General features: G+C 37.3%; 20 protein-coding genes and 1 tRNA gene. 14 read left to right on the forward strand and 7 right to left on the reverse strand.

Annotation, left to right across the window (positions count from 1 at the left end; genetic code table 11):
* Positions 1-96 precede the first annotated feature (96 nt).
* Positions 97-170, reverse strand: a tRNA-Arg gene (locus SJY44_RS07975).
* Between the two features lie 62 nt (positions 171-232).
* Between SJY44_RS07975 and SJY44_RS07980 the strand changes: the two genes are divergently transcribed.
* Positions 233-745 (forward strand): adenine phosphoribosyltransferase, encoded by a 513-nt coding sequence (locus SJY44_RS07980; RefSeq protein ID WP_298928464.1) that lies wholly within the window; start codon positions 233-235, stop codon positions 743-745.
* On the opposite strand, the gene SJY44_RS07985 is transcribed toward SJY44_RS07980, so the two are convergent.
* Together SJY44_RS07985 and SJY44_RS07990 are read right to left on the reverse strand one after the other, a co-directional pair.
* Complete coding sequence (locus SJY44_RS07985; RefSeq protein WP_298928462.1) at positions 742-885, reverse strand: SsrA-binding protein; 144 nt, start codon at positions 883-885, stop codon at positions 742-744. The two genes, SJY44_RS07980 and SJY44_RS07985, sit on opposite strands and share 4 nt — an antisense overlap.
* Positions 886-978: 93 nt before the next feature.
* Positions 979-2760, reverse strand: a complete 1782-nt coding sequence (locus SJY44_RS07990) for a DUF885 domain-containing protein (protein WP_396591962.1) — start codon at positions 2758-2760, stop codon at positions 979-981.
* Positions 2761-3068: 308 nt separating this feature from the next.
* On the opposite strand from SJY44_RS07990, the gene SJY44_RS07995 reads away from it, so the two are divergent.
* A complete protein-coding gene (locus SJY44_RS07995; RefSeq protein WP_396591963.1) occupies positions 3069-4370 on the forward strand; it encodes a hypothetical protein in 1302 nt (433 codons plus the stop codon).
* 56 nt (positions 4371-4426) lie between these two features.
* Here the strand turns inward: SJY44_RS07995 and SJY44_RS08000 are convergent, their stop codons facing one another.
* Positions 4427-5761 carry a hypothetical protein gene (locus tag SJY44_RS08000; protein ID WP_396591964.1) on the reverse strand — a complete coding sequence of 445 codons (1335 nt, stop codon included), beginning with the start codon at positions 5759-5761 and terminating at the stop codon, positions 4427-4429.
* A 526-nt stretch (positions 5762-6287) separates the two neighbouring features.
* Between SJY44_RS08000 and SJY44_RS08005 the strand changes: the two genes are divergently transcribed.
* The gene (locus SJY44_RS08005) at positions 6288-7226 is read left to right on the forward strand and encodes a calcium/sodium antiporter (RefSeq protein ID WP_396591965.1); all 939 of its coding nucleotides are present in this window, start codon (positions 6288-6290) and stop codon (positions 7224-7226) included.
* A gap of 54 nt (positions 7227-7280) precedes the next feature.
* Here the strand turns inward: SJY44_RS08005 and SJY44_RS08010 are convergent, their stop codons facing one another.
* Complete coding sequence (locus SJY44_RS08010; RefSeq protein WP_396591966.1) at positions 7281-8291, reverse strand: glutamine synthetase beta-grasp domain-containing protein; 1011 nt, start codon at positions 8289-8291, stop codon at positions 7281-7283.
* 211 nt (positions 8292-8502) lie between these two features.
* Here SJY44_RS08010 and SJY44_RS08015 point away from each other — a divergent pair, with 211 nt between their 5' ends.
* The 9 genes from SJY44_RS08015 to pyrF all read left to right on the forward strand — a co-directional run bounded on the left by SJY44_RS08015 (position 8503) and on the right by pyrF (position 17426).
* A complete protein-coding gene (locus SJY44_RS08015) occupies positions 8503-10689 on the forward strand; it encodes a glutamine synthetase III (RefSeq protein ID WP_396591967.1) in 2187 nt (728 codons plus the stop codon).
* 97 nt (positions 10690-10786) lie between these two features.
* Entirely contained in the window at positions 10787-11965 is a 1179-nt protein-coding gene (locus SJY44_RS08020; protein ID WP_396591968.1) for an AIR synthase related protein, read from the forward strand.
* A gap of 46 nt (positions 11966-12011) precedes the next feature.
* Positions 12012-12467, forward strand: coding sequence for a ubiquinol-cytochrome c reductase iron-sulfur subunit (locus tag SJY44_RS08025; protein ID WP_396591969.1), 456 nt, complete (start codon positions 12012-12014; stop codon positions 12465-12467).
* Positions 12468-12490: 23 nt separating this feature from the next.
* On the forward strand, positions 12491-12928 hold the full coding sequence (locus tag SJY44_RS08030; protein WP_298928440.1) for a thioredoxin family protein: 438 nt from the start codon (positions 12491-12493) through the stop codon (positions 12926-12928).
* A complete protein-coding gene (locus SJY44_RS08035; protein WP_396591970.1) occupies positions 12925-13920 on the forward strand; it encodes an FAD:protein FMN transferase in 996 nt (331 codons plus the stop codon). The genes SJY44_RS08030 and SJY44_RS08035 overlap by 4 nt, the downstream gene beginning before the upstream one ends.
* 9 nt (positions 13921-13929) lie before the next feature.
* On the forward strand, positions 13930-14139 hold the full coding sequence (locus SJY44_RS08040; RefSeq protein ID WP_396591971.1) for a DUF4266 domain-containing protein: 210 nt from the start codon (positions 13930-13932) through the stop codon (positions 14137-14139).
* 85 nt (positions 14140-14224) lie between these two features.
* Positions 14225-15460 (forward strand): DUF3570 domain-containing protein, encoded by a 1236-nt coding sequence (locus SJY44_RS08045; protein ID WP_396592085.1) that lies wholly within the window; start codon positions 14225-14227, stop codon positions 15458-15460.
* Between the two features lie 67 nt (positions 15461-15527).
* On the forward strand, positions 15528-16604 hold the full coding sequence (prfA, locus tag SJY44_RS08050) for a peptide chain release factor 1 (RefSeq protein ID WP_396591972.1): 1077 nt from the start codon (positions 15528-15530) through the stop codon (positions 16602-16604).
* Between the two features lie 3 nt (positions 16605-16607).
* Positions 16608-17426 carry an orotidine-5'-phosphate decarboxylase gene (gene pyrF, locus SJY44_RS08055; RefSeq protein WP_396591973.1) on the forward strand — a complete coding sequence of 273 codons (819 nt, stop codon included), beginning with the start codon at positions 16608-16610 and terminating at the stop codon, positions 17424-17426.
* Positions 17427-17434: 8 nt separating this feature from the next.
* Here pyrF and SJY44_RS08060 read toward each other — a convergent pair whose 3' ends face one another.
* Positions 17435-17629: a hypothetical protein gene (locus tag SJY44_RS08060; protein WP_298928426.1), complete on the reverse strand. Its 195-nt coding sequence runs from the start codon at positions 17627-17629 to the stop codon at positions 17435-17437.
* A 177-nt stretch (positions 17630-17806) separates the two neighbouring features.
* Between SJY44_RS08060 and SJY44_RS08065 the strand changes: the two genes are divergently transcribed.
* Positions 17807-18589 (forward strand): alpha/beta fold hydrolase, encoded by a 783-nt coding sequence (locus SJY44_RS08065; RefSeq protein ID WP_396591974.1) that lies wholly within the window; start codon positions 17807-17809, stop codon positions 18587-18589.
* 6 nt (positions 18590-18595) lie between these two features.
* Positions 18596-19102, forward strand: a complete 507-nt coding sequence (locus SJY44_RS08070; RefSeq protein ID WP_396591975.1) for a hypothetical protein — start codon at positions 18596-18598, stop codon at positions 19100-19102.
* Between the two features lie 177 nt (positions 19103-19279).
* On the opposite strand, the gene SJY44_RS08075 is transcribed toward SJY44_RS08070, so the two are convergent.
* Entirely contained in the window at positions 19280-20758 is a 1479-nt protein-coding gene (locus SJY44_RS08075) for a helix-turn-helix domain-containing protein (protein WP_396591976.1), read from the reverse strand.
* Between the last annotated feature and the right edge of the window lie 45 nt (positions 20759-20803).

Consider the following 20803-nt stretch of genomic DNA (forward strand, 5'->3'; position numbering starts at 1 on the left):
CGCTACCATCATTCTCATTGTTAAATTTTTTAGACAAATTTTAGGCAAATAAAAAGGAGCTCCAAAGCAAAACTCCGTGAACTCCTTTATTTATTGTGACCTCGACAGGATTCAAACCTGTAACCTTCTGAGCCGTAATCAGATGCGCTATTCAGTTGCGCCACGAGGCCTTTTTATTGGGGTGCAAATATATTTCTTTTTAAATTTACGACAAAACCTCATAACTAAAATAATGGATTTTGAACCCTACATCCGTGATATAGAAGACTTCCCAAAGCCAGGAGTTGTTTTTAAGGATATCACCCCTCTTTTAAAAGATTCAAAAGTGCTTGTCCAAGCCTGCGAAACACTTTGTGACATGATTGGAGACAAAGGGATTGATAAAGTAGTGGGCGTAGATAGCAGAGGTTTTATTTTTGCTCCGCTAATTGCTTCAAAACTTAATGCAGGTTTTGTTCCTGTACGTAAAAAAGGAAAACTTCCTTATAAAACATTTTCAGAATCCTATGAGCTGGAATATGGTTCTGATACGCTTGAAATTCATACAGATGCCATACAAAAAGGAGAAAAGGTGCTGGTGCATGATGATGTTTTGGCGACCGGTGGAACTGCGAATGCCGTTTGTAAATTAGTAGAGAGGTTAGGAGGGGAGGTGGTGCAGTGTAATTTTTTGATTCACCTTACCTTTTTAAACGGTGCAGATAAGCTCAATGGTTATGATATAAGGGCGTTGTTAGAGTATTAGTCTAAAGCTTTTGTAGTAACAAAATAGCGCCAACCAATAATTGCCAACTGTAGTTTGGATGCTTGTGATAAGTCTAATCTTCTCTTGGAATACGATGGGAGGATAATTTTGTTGATTTTTGCCAATAGTTTGTAGAGCATGGGCTAAGGTGTTGGTAGAGACAAAGATAATCAAGTTATTACTTATTCCTGTTAAGATTAAAAAGGGCCGCTATAAACGGCCCTTTTTATCAACTAACTTTTTTCTTTGATCCAATTATTTATTTTATCCTCGAGCAATGCCAGTGGCACACATCCCGTTTCTAAAACTTGATTGTGAAACTGACGAACGTCAAAATTATCTCCTAAAGCGATTTTGGCTTTTTCGCGCAATTCCATGATTTTTAACTGTCCTATTTTATACGATAATGCTTGTCCAGGGTTGGCCATATATCGCTCAATTTCAGAAACAATACTTGCCTCGGATTCTGCCTCATTGTCCAACGAATATTGAATGGCTTGCTCACGCGTCCAGCCTTTGGAATGAAGACCTGTATCAACCACAAGGCGCACGGCTCTGTGCATTTCGGCTCCAAGCATTCCAAAAAGTTGATATGGATCCGTATAAAGACCTAATTCAGTTCCCAAAGATTCGCTATAAAGTGCCCATCCTTCTCCGTATCCGCTATACCAAAGTGTTTTTCTAAACTGTGGCAATACATCACTTTCCTGCGTCAATGATATTTGATAATGATGCCCGGGAATAGCTTCATGCAGAAACAAAGATTCATCGGAGTACACATTGTATTTTGTTACTTCTGGAATAGGGGTATAGAAAATACCTGGACGTGTACCGTCCAATGAGCCTGGATTATATTCTGCACTTGCAGATTTTTCCCTAAACGCTTCCGTGCGGCGAACTTCAAAAGGAGTTTTAGGTTTTACATCAAATAGTTTTTCTATTTGTGGTTTCATGCGGTCATGGATAGCATTGAAGTTGTCAATTACCTCTTGTGGGTCGTTATAGGGCATTAGCTCCTTATTACTACGGACAAAATCAAAGAAAGCTTTTAAATCTCCTTCAAAACCTACTTGCTCCTTAATCTCTTCCATTTGAGACCGTATTCTGGCTACTTCACTCAAGCCCAAATCATGAATTTCTGCAGCGGTCATGTTGGTAGTGGTATATTTTTTTATTTGATGCACATAATAAGCATCTCCATTGGGTTCTCCTTGAATTCCACTGGATTCACGACCTGCTTGCGAATACTCATCATTCATGAAATCGTGTAATTTTTGATAAGCAGGAATCACTTTGTCGTTCACCATATTTTGATATGCTTCGGTCAAAGCAGATTTTTCATCTTCAGTAAAACTATCTGGCAAATTTTTTATGGGCTGATAAAAAAGGTGTTTGTCCAAATCCTTAGCGGTAAGAGATTGTAATTGGGGTAGCACTTTTTTGATCAATGTTTTTGGGAGTACATGACCTTTGGTCATCCCTTCTCTCATTCTTTCTTCGGCGCTGGACATCCATTCTAAATATCCATCTACCCTTTTCATCCATTTTTGATAATCTTCAACCGTGTTAAAAGGTTGTGCACTGGAACCACTGGCCAATTGCCCCATGAATAGGTTAGGAGACCACATTTGATCAATTGGGGTGAGGTTGGCGTTGAAATTAAATTCACCTAGGTTTATATCACATTCCCATGCTAAAATAGCCTTGCTCATCTGTTCACTTTCTGTAAGACTTTCATCTGGAAAAGAAGCTAATTTATTTTTATAGTTTTCAAAATGAGCCTTTGCTTTGGTGGTAAACTCATCCGAGAGCGGATTTGCAAACACATCATCATAACGATGATCGCCAGCCATGGTAGCGTTTAAAGGATTTAGCTTTAACCCACCTTCGTAATAGTCGTCCAATAGGGTTGCAAAATCTTTACTAAGGTTAGGGGAGTCTTCTTTTTTGGGTTGCTGTTTGCAGGAGTGCAAGACAGTAATTGCAATGATTAGAATTGTTATTTTTTTCAACATTTTGAGTTTGATTTGTTAGAAAAACGTAAAATAGGCATATCAAACAAAATGTAAACGTATAAAGTTGCTAAAGTTTTCTAAAAAAGAGTCCAGCCAAGATGGAATTTTGAAATGAAATTCTGCCATTAATTTTCGATTTATTCCTCGCAGGTTGAAGTGTTTTCAAATAGTATAGCCAATAAAATCTGTTGAGAAGTCTTCCCTCAACAGAACTCTAAGTACACTCATCCAAAGACGAATCAGACTCAATGCTGATTTTTTGAGCAGATTGTGTTGTCTAGTTTCAGCAAAAATTAAATTTTCTAAAGATGAAGACAAAATTGAAATTTCTATTAGGACCTACCTTGGCGTTGGTGGGGATGGTGTTTTATATTGCATTAACAGCTTCTAAGCCAAAAAGAACTTTACAGCCCGAGAAGGGTTGCGTATTCATGACTGTGATGGGTGAACAATCGTCTGAAGGTTTTAACCGTTACAAGTCTGATGAGAATCTACAATTGGCAGTACGAGATGGACTTCAGTGGTTGGCTACAGCTCAATTACCCAATGGGGGTTATGGGGCGGGTAGTCATTCGGCACAACATATTAGAGATCCACATGCAGTAAATGCCGATCCAGCTACTACGGCAATGGTTGGCATGGCCTTATTAAGGAGCGGTACGACTTTAAAAACAGGTATTCACGCTGAAAACCTTAAAAATGCACTAGACTATATGCTAAAAACCATTGAGCATGTGGATAATGACAGTCCTTATATCACCCAAATTAGAAATACTCAGATACAAACAAAACTTGGTGAAAACATTGATGCCGTTCTAGCTGCACAGTTTCTTTCTAATGTTCTTGATAGAAATCTATCTGGTATGGATAGAAAAAGGATTGTACGTTGCTTGGATATATGTATTGCACATATTCAGGATGGCACGGATGAAGATGGAAAGCAAAAAGGTGCCGGTTGGGCTGGTGTTTTGCAGAGTGGAATGGCCAATAGTGCTTTAGAATCTGCCCAAACGGTGGGGGCTTCAATCGATAAGGAAGTTTTGGAAAGATCAAGAAAATATCAAAAAGATAATTATAATGAAGAAGATGGTTCGGTTAAAACGGATGATGGAGCAGGAATTATGCTTTACTCCGTAAGTGGAAGTGTAAGGGCAAGTGCTAAAGAAGCAAGGAAAGCTAAGGCTGATATTAACAAAGCCAAGGCAGAGGGCAAGATAGCGGCCGATGCCGAAGTAAATGCGGAAACTTTGGAAGAAATAGGATATGTGAGTGGTGAAGCTCAGAAATATGGGGCAGCATACAAAGTCTATGAATCTGCTAAGAAAACTGCACAGAAAGATGAAGTGTTGGACGGTTTTGGGAATAATGGAGGAGAAGAATTTTTGAGTTACCTACAAACGGGTGAGTCTTTATTGGTGGGTAAAGATGACGATTGGAAAAAATGGTATGATGACATGAGCGGACGTATTTTAAAAATTCAAAATAAAGATGGTAGTTGGAACGGACATCATTGCATTACCAGTCCGGTTTTCTGTACTGCTACAAGCCTACTTTTATTAACCGTGGAGGAAGACATTGCCTTTTTACAAAAAATTGGAGCAGAAGATTAAAAAAACAACTTTATAAATGTAAACAACCCGGTCCATGACCGGGTTGTTTTTTTGAGCTACTTTTCAGACTTATTCATCATTTGCTTGGCAAGATCTGCCCCAATTAAGGATTCTAAAAGGGTGTTGTCTGACTTTTTATCAGAACCACCTTCTATAAATATCTCAGGTAATCGTAGTTCTTTTAACTCACGAGCTACGCCTACTGAAGTTTTATAGTCCCACTCGGCACGCTCTTGTGGGGTTAGTCCAGCAGTTACCAATTTTGCATTCTGATATGATTCTGCATCTGCGGCTACTTTTTTGCTCAGTGCCTTGAACTTCTCTACCTCAAACTGCTTTTTTTCCTTAACAAGGTTGAATTCTGCAACTTTGGCCTCAGTTTCTGCTGCAATGGTCTTCTGTATCTGTTCTTTTTCTAAACGAGCTCTTTCTGTAGCTTTATCTGCTTCACCACGTGCTTTTTCTTTTTGCGCTCGGTAGAACTCTCTTTCGGCTTGCTGCTTTTCTAACTGGGTCTGAGCCACTTCTTCCTTCTGTAATTGCAATCTATTATCAAAAGTTGCTTCCCAGTCAATTTCAGTTACTACAGCTTGTATCACAGTTAGCCCATAAGCTTTAAGTGAGTTCCCTTTTTCACGAACAGGTTCACCATTTCTAATTTGAATGCGAAACCTTTTATGTTTGGTGTCTTTATTTACTATGGTCCTAACAGTACTGCTATCGCCAATAATTTCCCTGGTTTGATTATCTGCGTACTCTTCCAGTACGTACATTCCATTCTCTAACTGATCTTTAAAATAACGGTCAAAATCTGATGCCTGACCAGAGATGTAATCTTGTGCATCCATAAGTTTGCACGTGTTTTTGATAGACTGGTCAATATTGGGGATAATTCTGGACCGAATCATATTCCTCTCGGTTTTGTTACGATCTGCAACGGATAAAAACTGTCCTTCATCCTCTGTATTAATACTGATAACAACCGAAGTTGCAATTCTAGCCTTAACCGCATCACTAAAGGCCCAGTATTTGGCTTCATCCACATTGGCATATTCGCTTTGCTCGCCTAAACCATGTTCTTGGCTGGGGATTACATATTTAATGGGCAATTCAAATTGAATAGGGATTAATCTACCCCACATTTTAGTATGTATACCTTGTCTAAATACTGCTTTCTGCCCGCCCCATGGATATTGCACCGCATAAGCGGTACCAGGTTCTGCATAAAAGAAGGTTCCGGTAACAATACTCAGCACAATTCCAATGCCTATTATCTGAACACTTCGCTTTGGAGAGAACCATTGCAGTAACTTGGCATTTTTAAAAAGTGGTTTTGTAACCAGTGTAACAATTCCTAATAGTATAATCAGTATTCCAAATAAAGTAATCATAGTGATTGGTTTTAAGGGTTAGACAAAAATGAAAGCGATGAGTTGTATGAGCAACATCACCAAAAACTTAGCTATTGTAATCATTGTATTTGTTGATTTTAAGGGTTGAAAAAACTACTGTTAACCGGTTACGTTATTTAATATAAAATGAGAATAATCATGTTTCCAAATTTTTGAAAGGAAATCAATACAATTGAATACAAGATTGTAGGTTTAAAAATGAAATAGCATTTAAAATTTACGTGACTTCCTTGTAAAAAGTATTAAATTGAAATATAAAATGATAATTTTTATTCTAGAGTGTAATAATTGTAGGGGTGTTTTAATCAAGTTTTTAAAAACCAAGGGGCCTTTCGTTTAAAAAAGTATTGATTTTGATGATTTCATTTCCGAGCATGAGGAAGAGATGGTATTTTTTAAAGAAGTTTTTTAAGAAGAATTTAAGTGATTTTTGACGCATAATTTTTTCCCCTTCAAACGTATGTGCGAATAAATCTTCATCTATATTTACAGCAAATTTTTATCGTTGGGAAATCTACTTTTTATTATTCTGGGTCTTGTACTCCTCATCATAGGAGGAAATTGGTTGTTAAAGGCTGCGGTAGCCTTATCACTGAGATTGGCAATTCCAAAAATAATTATAGGAATGACAGTGGTTTCCTTTGCTACTTCTGCACCTGAACTTATTGTAAGTATAAAGGCTGCTCTGGATGGTTTTCCTGATTTGGCTCTTGGGAATGTAGTAGGGTCTAATATTGCAAATTTAGGCTTGGTATTGGCTATCACCGTTTTATTGGGGAGTATAGATGTTCGAAAAAGTTTTTATACTACAGATTGGCCGGTAATGATGGTTGCTTCATTGCTTTTTGTAGGCTTCATTTATTTTGATGGAGTACTACAGCAGTATGAAGGTGTTATCATGGTGGTTTTTTTGTTTTTGTTTCTTATTTATCTGCTCAGATTTCAGAAAACGGCAGTTGTGGATGAAATGCCAGAGGATGACATTCCCTTACCATTATATAAAATTGTGATGTTCTTGGGGATAGGAGGCACAGCACTTTGGGGAGGTTCAGAGTTATTGATTGATGGTGCTGTGGGAATGGCCTCTACCTTTGGAGTTAGTGATAGGATCATTGGAATAACCATTGTTTCTATAGGTACAAGTATTCCAGAATTGGCAGCATCTATCATCGCAATTTTGAAAAAGGAAAAAGCTATTTCTCTAGGGAATTTAATTGGCTCCAATATTTTTAATCTTTTAGCGGTTCTTGGAATTACATCAATAATTACCCCTATAACAGTTGTTGATCAAGGTTTGCTTTCCAATGATATTTTCTGGATGTTGGGAATTTCCTTTCTAATACTGCCCTTGGTGTTCTTCCCAAAAGGATTGCGATTGGGATGGAGAGATGGCTTGGTGTTGATAATTTTCTATATCGTTTTTGTTTATCTGACCATAAAATAAAAACCGCCCCAATAGGGACGGCTTTTAAACTATAATCAACAATTAATTTATAAATTATACATCAGCAGACTTTACAGTCTTAATGATTCTACCTGCAATTTTGTATGGATCACCGTTAGAAGCGGGTCTTCTGTCTTCTAACCATCCTTTCCATCCTTTTTCTACAGTAATGATAGGAATTCTAATTGATGCGCCCCTGTCTGAAACGCCATATGAGAAATCGGATACGTGAGCAGTTTCATGTAATCCAGTTAAACGCTCGTCATTAAATTCTCCATAAACATCAATATGTTCAGAGGTAACAGGTCTAAATGCTTCACATATTTTTTCATATATCTCTTGAGAACCACAAGTTCTTAAAGTTGTATTCGAGAAGTTTGCGTGCATTCCGGACCCATTCCAATCCCCTTTCACAGGTTTGGGGTGGTATTCAATATAATAACCGTGTTTTTCAGTTAATCTATCTAATAAGTATCGAGCAACCCAAATCTCATCACCCGCTTTTTTGGCTCCTTTGGCAAATAATTGAAACTCCCATTGGCCAGGTGCAACTTCCTGATTGATACCTTCAAAGTTTAATCCAGCTTCTATGCAAAGATCTGCATGCTCTTCAACAAGATCTCTACCCCAAGTGTATCTACCTCCCACGGAGCAGTAGTATTTACCTTGCGGCCCAGGGAATCCACCACGTGGAAAACCTAAAGGTAAATCGGTTTTTGTGTCCATTAAGAAGTACTCTTGCTCAAACCCAAACCAGAAATCATCATCATCATCATCAATTTTAGCTCTTGCATTGGAAGGATGCGGTGTTCCATCAGCACTTAAAACTTCTGCCATTATCAACCAGCCATTTTTTCTTACCGGATCAGGAAAAATAGCAACAGGTTTTAATAAACAATCGGAAGAACCTCCTGATGCTTGTTCAGTTGATGAGCCGTCAAAAGACCAAATTGGACAGTCTTCTAATTTTCCACTAAAGTCGTTTTCAACTTTGGTTTTGCTCCTCATGTTTTGAGTTGGTTCGTGACCATCTAACCAGATGTATTCTAATTTTGATTTACTCATAATTACGGTAGTTATTTGTTCTCAAATTTACGATTGACAAAAATATATTTTTCATTTGATAATATCCATTTTAAAGGGTTAAAATAACAAACAAGTTGTAATAATTTAATTTACCCCTAAATTATACAGGGTTAAATGAAAAAAAAGTAATTTTTGAAGCATATATTATTAAATTCTTAATTGTAATTTTGTAATCTAAATGTATTAAACAATGTCAAATACTAGATTTGAAGCTTTGGCAGAAAGCCGTAAAAGAACCCATCCGAATATTGAAGAAACAGGTAGGCGTTCAGAATTGTTTGGAAAGAATGTGTTCAATGAGGATAGAATGCTCCAGTTTTTAACAAAAGAAGCATATGACAAAGTGAAATCTGCCATTTTTCAGGGAAGTAAAATAGATAGAAAAATTGCGGATCAAGTTGCGGAAGGAATGAAGGCTTGGGCCTTATCAATGGGAGCAACGCACTATACACATTGGTTTCAACCTTTGACAGGTTCTACAGCAGAAAAACACGATGCTTTTTTTGATATACTGCCAGATGGCAAGGCAATGGAAAAATTTGGGGGAGCGCAATTGGTCCAGCAAGAACCAGATGCTTCCAGTTTCCCAAGTGGCGGAATACGAAATACCTTTGAGGCAAGAGGTTATACGGCATGGGACCCTACATCTCCCGCATTTATTTACAAAACAACACTCTGCATACCCACAATTTTTGTGGCCTATACAGGAGAAGCATTAGATAACAAAGCACCTTTGCTTAGAGCATTACATGCTGTTGATGAAGCCGCGACAGGAGTAGCTCAATTTTTTGATAAAAACGTTCGTAAAGTATACGCAACTTTGGGTTGGGAACAGGAATATTTTTTGTTAGACAAGTCATTGGCGCAATCCAGACTTGATATAGTGATGACCGGACGAACTTTGGTGGGTAATCCTGCTGCAAAAGGACAACAATTGGATGATCACTACTTTGGGGTTATTCCGGCCAGGGTCTTGAGTTTTATGAGCGATTTGGAAAAACAGTGTACAAAACTGGGTATTCCGGTAAAAACAAGGCATAACGAGGTTGCACCGAACCAATTTGAACTGGCTCCGGTTTTTGAAGAAGCCAATCTTTCCGTAGATCACAATCTATTATTGATGGATGTTATGGAAGAGGTTGCTGACAGACATAATTTTAGGGTACTGTTTCATGAAAAACCTTTTGCAGGGGTTAATGGTTCAGGTAAACATAATAATTGGTCTTTGGCAACGGATACTGGCGTCAACCTTTTGAGTCCAGGTTCTACGCCAATGAAAAACCTTCAGTTCCTGACCTTTTTTATAAACACCATAAAAGCGGTTGATACATACGAAGAACTGTTGCGTTCCTCTATCGCATCAGCAAGTAACGATCATAGACTAGGTGCTAATGAGGCACCTCCATCCATTATTTCTATTTTTATTGGAGCACAGTTAAGCGATGTTTTGGATGAATTGGAGGGAGTTTCCAAAGGAAAACTATCACCAGAAGAGAAAACAGAACTTAAACTCAATGTGGTTGGTAAGATTCCCGAAATTTTACTGGATAATACCGATCGTAACAGAACATCTCCATTTGCCTTTACCGGAAATAAGTTTGAAATGAGAGGGGTTGGAGCAAAGACCAATTGTGCCAAACCAATGACCATTTTAAATACCATTGTTGCTAAGCAGCTCACCAACTTTAAAAAAGAAGTGGATGCATTGATAGATAAGAAAAGCCTTAAAAAAGATGAGGCGGTCTTTAATGTGTTAAGGGAATATATTAAGACTTCAAAAAGAATTCGTTTTGATGGGGATGGTTATGGAATGGAATGGCAAGACGAGGCCAGGAGAAGGAAGTTAAGCAATAACAAAAATACTCCAGAGGCTCTACAAGTGCTTACTTCCAAAGAAAGTGTCGCGCTTTTCAAGGATATGGATGTTATGAGCGAGGTGGAGTTGAAAGCGCATCAAGAAGTTGAACTGGAAGCTTATATATTACATCTTCAGATTGAAGGAAGGGTATTGGGTGAAATGGTTTACAATCATATCATTCCTGCTGCTTTGCGTTATCAAAATTTACTTTTGGAAAATGTGAAAGGCTTAAAAGAGGTGTATGGAGCTGCCTACAACAAAGTGGCGGAAAGTCAATTAAATATTTTAGAGCAGATAGGGGAGCATATGATTGAGATCAAAAAGCAAACCGACGAAATGACCGCTGCACGCAGACGTGCGAATGCACTTTCAACAATCAATAAAAAAGCCCAAGCGTACTGCAATAATGTAAAGCCTCATTTTGATGCTATTCGTGAGCAATCAAATAAGCTGGAAAAATTAATTTCGGACGATTTATGGCCATTGACCAAGTATAGAGAATTGTTGTTTGCCAAGTAATATGGACCACGAAGACATTTTTTCAATGTGTTTACAAAGAATAATAGATCCTACAATTAATTGATGGCTTTCTACTATTTTTGCCCAAATCTTATTTATGTCCTCAGACAACAGTAAAAGATATGCCCAAAGGGGGGTTTCAGCTTCAAAAGAAGACGTGCACAACGCCATAAAAAACATTGATAAAGGGCTTTTTCCTAAAGCTTTTTGCAAGATAGTTCCTGATTATTTAACAGGTAGTGAAGAGCATTGTTTGGTGATGCATGCAGATGGAGCGGGAACAAAATCTTCATTGGCGTACATGTATTGGAAAGAAACTGGTGATGTTTCTGTCTGGAAGGGTATTGCCCAAGATGCACTTATCATGAATGTAGATGACCTAATTTGTGTAGGGGCTACCAATAATATCATGTTATCATCCACCATAGGACGAAATAAAAATTTGATTCCAGGGGAGGTTATTTCTGCCATTATCAATGGAACAGAAGAGTTGATAGCTGATTTAAAAAAACATGGAATGATTATCCATTCCACAGGTGGGGAAACAGCTGATTTAGGGGATTTGGTGCGTACTATTATCGTTGATTCTACGGTAACGGCACGAATTAAAAGGGATGAGGTAATTGATAACGCCAATATAAAGGCTGGAGATGTTATTGTTGGTTTGGCTTCCTTTGGTCAGGCAACCTACGAAAACGAATATAATGGCGGAATGGGAAGTAATGGACTTACCTCTGCCAGGCATGATGTTTTTGGTAAGTATCTGGCCGAAAAGTACCCAGAAAGTTATGATGAGTCCGTTCCTGAGGAACTTGTGTACTCTGGAAATACAAAACTAACCGATGATGTTCCCGATTCTCCATTGGATGCGGGAAAACTGGTTTTGTCACCAACTAGAACTTATGCTCCAATTATTAAAAAGATATTAGAGAAATATTCCTCAGAACAAATCCATGGAATGGTGCATTGTAGTGGTGGTGCCCAGACCAAAATTCTACACTTTGTGGAACACCTCCATATTATTAAAGATAACATGTTTTCCATTCCTCCTTTATTCAAATTAATCCAGGAGCAATCTGGTACCGATTGGAAGGAAATGTACCAAGTTTTCAATTGTGGACACCGAATGGAATTGTATGTGGATGAACAAGTTGCCGAGGATATCATTTCTATTTCAAAAAGTTTCAATGTGGACGCGCAAATTATAGGGCGAGTGGAAAATGCAGAACATAAAAAACTGACCATCAAAAGTGAATTTGGACTCTTTGAATATTAGCATACGATTCAGCTTAATTTAACGTTCTTTCTATAAACCTCACGCTATGGAAAGAAAAGAATTCTTAAAAAGTCTAGGGGCGAGCGCTGCTTTTGCCCTAGCATTCCCTTGTTTACATGGATGCTCCAGTGATTCAGAAGATTTAGAACAATTCCCTGAACCGGACGGGGTCGATTTTACAGTGGATTTAGATTCTGCTGATGCTTCGCCTCTTGCAAACAATGGAGGGTTCATCTTAGCAAAATCTACTCAAAGCCTTGGTTATACTGATATTGTTGTTGCCAGAAACCTTGAGGGAAATCTTATTGCCGCCAGTCAAATTTGTAGTCATCAGCAAACAGAAGAAGTAAGGTTTATTTCTGAAGATGGTGGAATTTTTAGATGTTCTACCCATGGCTCAAGGTTTAGCCAGACAGGAACGCCTTTAAATTCAATTACCAGCAACCCTTTACGGGTTTTTAATACTGAACTCACAGGAACTACGCTACGGGTTTTTGAATAGCTTTAAATTTTAAGATTAAACGTATGAAACAATTATTGCTTTTAGCATTTTGTCTTTTTTTTGGCACAATACAGGCTCAACAGTGGCAAGATACTTTTGATGATGCCGTCAAGCTCGCCAATGAGGAGGACAAGCCTATTGTTTTGGTATTTTCAGGTTCAGATTGGTGTCCACCTTGTATTAGGTTAAAGCGAAATATTTTGGATTCAGAAGATTTTAAAAAATATGCTTCTGCAAACTATGTTTTATATAATGCGGATTTCCCAAAAAAGAAAAAAAACCAACTTCAACAAGATAAACTCAACTCCAACAAATCTCTTGCAGAGCAATATAATCCAAAAGGACATTTTCCCTTAGTTGTGGTTATGGATAAACAAAAATCGGTTTTAGGAAAAACAGGTTTTAATAGAAAGAACTCTCCACAAGAATATATTTCCTTGTTGAATGATTTTATAAAATGAAAGCATTTCTAGTCCTTTTTTGCAGTTTACTTTGCATGCTCTCCAAAGGACAAATGCAAGAGGATGTTACCGTTAAAAGAACATTGAAACTCATGGGTACCCGGTTTGAAATAACTGTGATAGCTCCCAATGAGGATATTGGCTATATAAATATTGATGAGGCTGTTTCAGAGATTGAACGGATAGAGAAGATAATATCTTCATGGGATGAAGCCTCAGAAACTGCATTGGTCAATAAAAATGCTGGTATAAAACCAGTGAAAGTATCTACCGAGCTTTATCATTTAGTAGAACGGGCAAAAAAGATTTCTGAGATTACTGATGGTGCTTTTGATATTTCTTATGCTTCCATGGACAATATTTGGAAGTTTGATGGAAGCATGAAAGGTATGCCTGCGGAAGCTCTATTACGTCAGTCAGTTTCAAAAATAGGCCACGAAAAAATACTACTTGATCCTATTGAACAGACCATTTATTTATCAGAACCAGGAATGCGTATTGGTTTTGGGGCAATAGGAAAGGGATATGCCGCCGACCGTGCAAAAGAGCTTCTAGTATCTAAACAAGTAAAAGGCGGCGTAATTAATGCCTCTGGAGATTTAACAACATGGGGAACAAAAGTTACTGGAGAAAAATGGTTGATTGGCATTGCCAATCCATTGAGCAAGGATAAAGTCTTTAGCTGGTTGCCAGTAGTGGAATCTTCAGTTGCTACTTCCGGTAATTACGAGAAATACGTTATGTTGGACGGAAAAAAATATTCCCATATTATAGACCCAAGAACCGGTTACCCTACTACGGGAGTCAATAGTGTATCTGTGTTTACAAAAAATGCAGAATTATGCGATGCTCTGGCCACGGCAGTATTTATAATGGGAAAGGATAGTGGAATTCATCTCATTAATCAAATGGATGGGGTTGAGGTTGTTGTTGTGGATTCTGATAACAAAATCCATAAAAGTTCAGGAATCTTATTTGATAAAAATCAGTAAATTTAAAATATGCGAAAACTTCTTTTTTTATTCGCTCTGTTAATATTCTCCAGCTCCTGCGTGGTGGTACGAGAGTACGACAAGGTTTACCTAAATGACATTGAAATGCAGTTGGGCGCAAAAACATCTGAGCGTTTTGAAACGAATTTTCAAATTTATAGAGAGGCTTCGGCTGGGGCCAATGGTGGTAAAACAGGAGGTGGTTGTGGTTGTAATTAAAAACGCTCACCAAAAGGTTGCTTGTTTGAAACCCTTTGCTTTTTCAAAAGTAAAATACACCTTTATTTTCTTCTTTATTGTTTCCATGGGGTTGGCACAACAGAGTAATACTTCCTATCAAAAAAGGGTTTTAGAAACCAGCGAAATAGATGTTCTTTTTAGTTATTATGGTCAAGATGGACAAAATGCGGCGGTAACAGGAGGTGAGGGTACGGAAGAACTCACTGATGCCACTTCTACCATAGTATTGCGAATGCCAATGAATGAGAATGATGTGCTTACGGTTGATGTGGGACTATCTGCTTATACTTCGGCATCATCAAGTAATGTTAATCCTTTGGATGGTGGCAATATCAATACTACCCCTTTTGATGCTTCTTCCGGTGAATCCAGAAAGGACCTTTTGGCCTACATAAACCCTAGTTATCAGCATAGTTCAGAGGATAGGAATTCCATCTGGAGCGCCAATGCCTATTTTTCAACAGAATATGACTATTTCTCTATTGGTTTCGGAGGAAGTTATTCCAGGCTTTTCAATGAAAAGAATACAGAATTGACCCTAAGCGGCAATGTCTTTTTGGATAAATGGAATGCCATTTATCCCATTGAATTACGCGAAGGCTTTTTTGATGATAGAATTACTGGAAATGGCACATACAATCCCAATTTTTCAGTGTTTGATAAAGAAAACAGAAATTCTTATTCGGTATCGTTAAGTTTTTCTCAAATCCTAAGTAAGAAACTGCAAGGTGCTCTTTTTATGGATGTTGTATCTCAAAATGGATTATTGAGCACACCATTTCAGCGTGTTTATTTTGGCGACACGGAAGACTTTTTTATTGATGATTTTCAGCTTGCTGATGATGTAGAGCGGTTACCCGATACCAGATTCAAAATTCCATTTGGTGGAAGGTTGAATTATTATGTAAATGACCTCGTGATTTTACGGTCCTATTATAGGTTTTATTGGGATGATTGGGGAATCACTTCGCATACTTTTAGTATAGAAGCACCATTTAAGGTAACGGACAAGTTTACACTATATCCAACCTATAGATATTACACACAATCAGCCGCGGATTACTTTTATGCAAAAGAAGAAGCGGTTTCCACGTTTGAGTTTTATACTTCAGATTATGATTTGTCCAAATATGATGCGCATCAATATGGTTTGGGTATTCAGTACAAGGATATCTTTGCTAATTCCAAGATTTTGACCTTCGGATTAAAAACCATTGATTTACGTTTTAGCAAATACGATAGAAGCGATGGGCTTGATGCTAATATACTGACGCTTGGAGCTACTTTTATCGGGAATTAGCTGATTTATTTCAAAAATACAATCCAATCAAAAATCGTAAATTCGCATTCTTAACGCGGATTGATTTATGCTAGACAAGCTCAATATAGTAAAACAACGTTTTGATGAGGTTTCTGACCTTATTATCCAACCAGATATCATTACCGACCAAAAAAGATATGTAAAGCTTAACAAGGAGTACAAAGACCTTAAAATGCTTGTTGATAAACGCGACCAGTATCTTGAACTTACCAATAACATTAGTGAGGCGGAAGAGATAATTTCTGATGGAAGTGATGCGGAAATGTTGGAAATGGCCAAAATGCAATTGGATGAGGCCAAAAGTGGGCTTCCAAAGCTGGAAGAAGAAATAAAGCTTTTGCTAATACCGAAAGACCCAGAAGATGAGAAGGATGTTGTTATGGAGATCAGGGCAGGAACCGGTGGTGATGAAGCCAGTATTTTTGCAGGGGATTTATACCGTATGTACTCAAAATATTGCGAATCTAAAGGTTGGAGAACCAATATTATTGACTTAAACGAAGGCACAAGCGGGGGTTATAAAGAAATTCATTTTGAGGTATCTGGAGAGGATGTTTATGGTACGCTCAAGTTTGAGGCAGGAGTGCACCGTGTGCAACGTGTGCCACAGACAGAAACCCAGGGCAGGGTTCATACCAGTGCCGCTACAGTAATGGTAATTCCGGAAGCAGAAGATTTTGATGTTCAAATAGAACCTAAAGATGTACGTATTGACTTTTTCTGTTCTTCTGGACCAGGTGGGCAATCCGTTAATACAACCTATTCTGCCGTTCGTCTAACTCACATTCCAACAGGTCTTGTGGCACAATGTCAAGATCAAAAATCTCAGCATAAGAACAAGGAAAAAGCTTTTAAAGTATTGCGTTCAAGATTATATGATCTAGAATTGGCCAAAAAACAAGAAGAAGATGCTGCTAAACGTAATTCGCAGGTAAGTAGTGGTGACCGTTCTGCAAAGATTAGAACCTATAACTACTCTCAAGGTAGGGTTACGGACCATAGAATTGGATTAACTCTTTATGATTTACAGAATATAATTAATGGAGATGTTCAGAAAATTATTGACGAATTGATGTTGGTGGAAAATACGGAGAAACTGAAAGAAGCATCTGAGATTTTTTAATTTATGACCACTCAAGAACTAGTTGGCCAAATTTTCAAAAAAAAATCATTTCTATGTGTTGGCCTGGATACTGATTTAGCCAAAATACCCAAGCACTTGCTTGAAGATGAAGATCCAATTTTTTCATTCAATAAAGCAATTATAGATGCGACACACCAGTTTTGTGTGGCCTATAAACCCAACATAGCTTTTTATGAGGCATACGGTCTACAAGGGTGGAAGTCTTTGGAGAGAACGATGGAATATTTGAATGAAAAACACCCTGAGGTATTCACTGTTGCAGACGCCAAAAGGGGAGATATTGGGAATACTTCAACCAGGTATGCCAAGGCATTTTTTGAAACGCTAAATTTTGATTCTATCACCATAGCTCCATATATGGGCAGAGATTCTGTAGAACCATTCTTGGAATTTGAAGATAAACATACTATTTTGTTGGCTTTGACCTCTAATCAAGGGGCTTTTGATTTTCAGACTAAAAATGTGGGCAATCATGAGTTGTACAAAGAAGTTTTAGAAACATCCAAGACATACAAGAACCATGAAAATTTAATGTATGTAGTGGGAGCGACCAAGGCATCTCATTTAGAGGAGGTACGACAGATTGTTCCTGATAGCTTTTTACTGGTTCCTGGGGTAGGGGCGCAAGGGGGTAATTTACAGGAGGTCTGTAAATATGGTATAACTAAAAATGTAGGGCTACTTGTAAATTCTTCAAGAGGTATATTATATGCTTCTCAAGGGGGAGATTTTGCTGAAGTGGCAGCTAACAAAGCAAGAAATATACAGCAAGAAATGGAGATTGAATTAGGGAAACTATAATGAATAGTTTAGCCTAGATTCTCTAGTATTCTTTTAATTCCTTGAGCTTTTCTCTTAAAAAATTCGCCTAAATTGGTGTCCATATAAGTTGCATCAGTAGCTTTTTCAATAAAACTTTGATACCTGAACTCTAAAATTGACACGGCTTGATTTCCGCTGGTGATTGGAGTCACTGCTCCAACTCTACAATACTGATTTTTCATTCTATAAGATTTGTTATAACAAAGATACGTTGAAAACAGGGCTATGGACTATGGAGAAGGAGTGTATACGTCTAGAAATCAGGTACTTTATCTAAAATTTAACTAAATTCGCCCATCTAGGGTAAAAACCTGACCATTTCTAAGCAAAAAATTAACGTACATTTATAAAAAAAGGCATTGCTTCACTATACAAAATATCAGCACAAAACATCAAAAGAATGGGTCACATTTGTTCATGGGGCAGGAGATAGTTCTACCATTTGGTACAAACAAATAAGAGATTTCAAAAAACATTTTAATATACTCCTATTGGATTTAAGGGGGCATGGCAACTCTAAACCTAATATTAAAGATGCATTTAACGATAAATATACTTTTGATTCTATTACCGCAGATATTATTGAAGTATTGGATTATGAGAAGGTAAAAGCATCTCATTTTATTGGAATATCTTTAGGTACAATTCTGATTAGAAATTTGGCTGAAAAGTATTCGGATAGAGTTAGGAGCATGGTAATGGGAGGGGCTATAATGAAGCTGAATCTTCGTTCTCAAATTTTAATGCGGTTGGGAGTTGTTTTTAAATCCATAGTACCCTATATCTGGTTGTACAAATTTTTTGCGTTTGTAATTATGCCAAATAAGAATCATAGAGAATCTAGATCGCTCTTTGTTAGGGAAGCCAAAAAATTATATCAAAAGGAATTTATTAGATGGTTTAAATTGACTTCTGAAATTAACCCTTTACTACGTTTCTTTAGAGCGGTGGATGTTAAGATTCCGACATTCTATATCATGGGTGGGGAAGATTATTTATTTCTGCCAACGATTAGAAAAGTAGTTAATTCACATGTTGAGTCTACATTATTTGTAATTGAAGATTGCGGACACGTAGTCAATGTGGAAGAACCTATTGTTTTTAATGAGAGGGTTATAAGTTATTTGCAAAACGTAAAATAGTACCGCATGAAAAAGTTATGTCTAGCGTTAATATTCTTTGCTTCCTTTTTTGTGAATGCCCAAAATGATAATTCATGCACTTGCTGTTCCCCAGAACATTCGGCTTTTGATTTTTGGATAGGAGAGTGGGATGTTATTGATTCAAATAATGGCACAGCCGCAGGAAAGAGTAAAATTAGCAAAGAGGAAGGGGATTGCGTCATTCGAGAAAATTGGACGAGTGCAAGTTCTGGTTTTACAGGAACAAGCCTCAATTTTTTTAATACAACGACCAAACAATGGGAGCAACTTTGGGTGGATAATGCTGGGACATACCTAAAGCTTAAAGGAAATAGGATTGGCAATCAAATGATACTATCGTCAGATGAGTTTACCAAAGAAGATGGTAAAAACTATGTAAATAGAATTACATGGACCAAAAATGATGATGGCACCGTAAGACAGCTTTGGGAGATACTTCAAGGGAACGAGGTAGTTAATACCGCCTTTGATGGATTGTACAAAAAAGAGTAAAACAGCCCATAGCGTATTGATGACTAATTCAAATATTTACCCTAAAAAGAAACCGAAGAATCGTTGTAAAGCATTCTAATGGGCTGTTTTGAGATTTAAGATAAGTGGAACAACTTGCTTTAAAGCAATGCCTTATAAACCTTTACCTTACCGATTTATGTTTACCACTTTTTATTGTTAAGCGCTCACTACATTTCTTTGGTACTGACTGGGAGTAAGTTGGGTATCTTTTTTAAATGCTTTGTTGAACGTAACCTTGTTGTTGTAGCCAACCTCGTAAGCCACATTGATGATATTTAATCTTCGAGATCTGTCATCTATAAGCAATTGCTTTGCTTCCTTGATGCGATACATATTTACAAACTCATGAAAACTGACATCAAAATGCTCGTTTATTATTTGCGATGCATTATGGCGTGTAGTATTGAGCTTCTGCGCAACCATATCCAGGTTAATATTGTTCTCCTTGTAAATTTTGTCAACAGCAAAAAGATGCAAGAGGCTCTCCTTAAGCTCATAGGAGAGACTAGGTGTCAATCCAGATTTTTCATATTTAGGAAACAATCTATTTGTGTAAGCATAAGCTCCGCTAAAAACATCTGGCTGTATATTGGCAGAATAACCTACATAAATGACCATTAAGGCCATGGCAGCAACAGAGACATCAAATAAAATTCCATTCTTGAAGCCATTGATGATAACTATACCGTATGCAGTATAGGTTAAGACATAAAAGATATGAATATGATAGATATTTTTTTGCCATATCTGATTTTTGGTACCTAAAAGCTTTTCCTTTTTGCTCTTGAGATAGACTTTTCTAATAAAGTAACCGTAAACGGTTAAAGAAATAATTTTTAAAACCACTAATAGCGCCAGTTTACCAGAATCCTGCGGATTTAATCCTTCCTGAAGTCTAGAAAGCATAAGCGTTACTTTGCTTTCCCCAGAAAAAACATAAACGTTAAAAGTAAGATACCCTAACAGCATTACTGTGGGTATTAGATGCAATATGTCATTAGCTTTAAATAAATATTTCTGAGAAGTATTCTTAAAATAGAAATACAATAATGGACCATATAAAAAAGAGGCCCAGGTAGACATTAAATAGGTGTGCGGGTATTCAAAGAAATAATTCGCCCTATTTATGGATAAGTGTAAAATGAAGAATGAGTGAATGAAAATAAAAATCGCAATTAAAAATCGAGAAGTAGGATGTATTTGTCTATTTAAAACAATTAATAGAACAACATAAAACCCTATTACTGCAACAAATAGGTACAACAAGGACCATGTAGTAACCCGGGGAATAACAATATCGGATATATTTTTAAACGCTTTACTTTCTCTTATAGGATCAAAACCTTCATTTAAAAGAAAATTTGGATTAAAGTCCAATTGCAAATAGTCATTTAAGGTTGCAGCGGACTTGGATGAATTTTCCAGGGCAGCTTCACTTAATGCAATTTTCTTAAGGATATGAGTTCTTTCAGTATGCGGATTTTCCAAATTCTTTTCATAAATGGAAATGGCCTTTTTGTATCGGTGGATGTTGTAATAATAATCCGCCCATTCTAAAGAATCTTGGAGGACAAGAGGAGCTAATTTATCTTCAAATTCGGCACCATTATTGTATGTCTTTGCAATGCATGACATACATGTTAGGAAAAATAGAAAAACAAGGAAACCCGGTCTTCTCAT

Source organism: Allomuricauda sp. R78024 (assembly GCF_044596045.1).
Lineage (GTDB): Bacteria > Bacteroidota > Bacteroidia > Flavobacteriales > Flavobacteriaceae > Flagellimonas.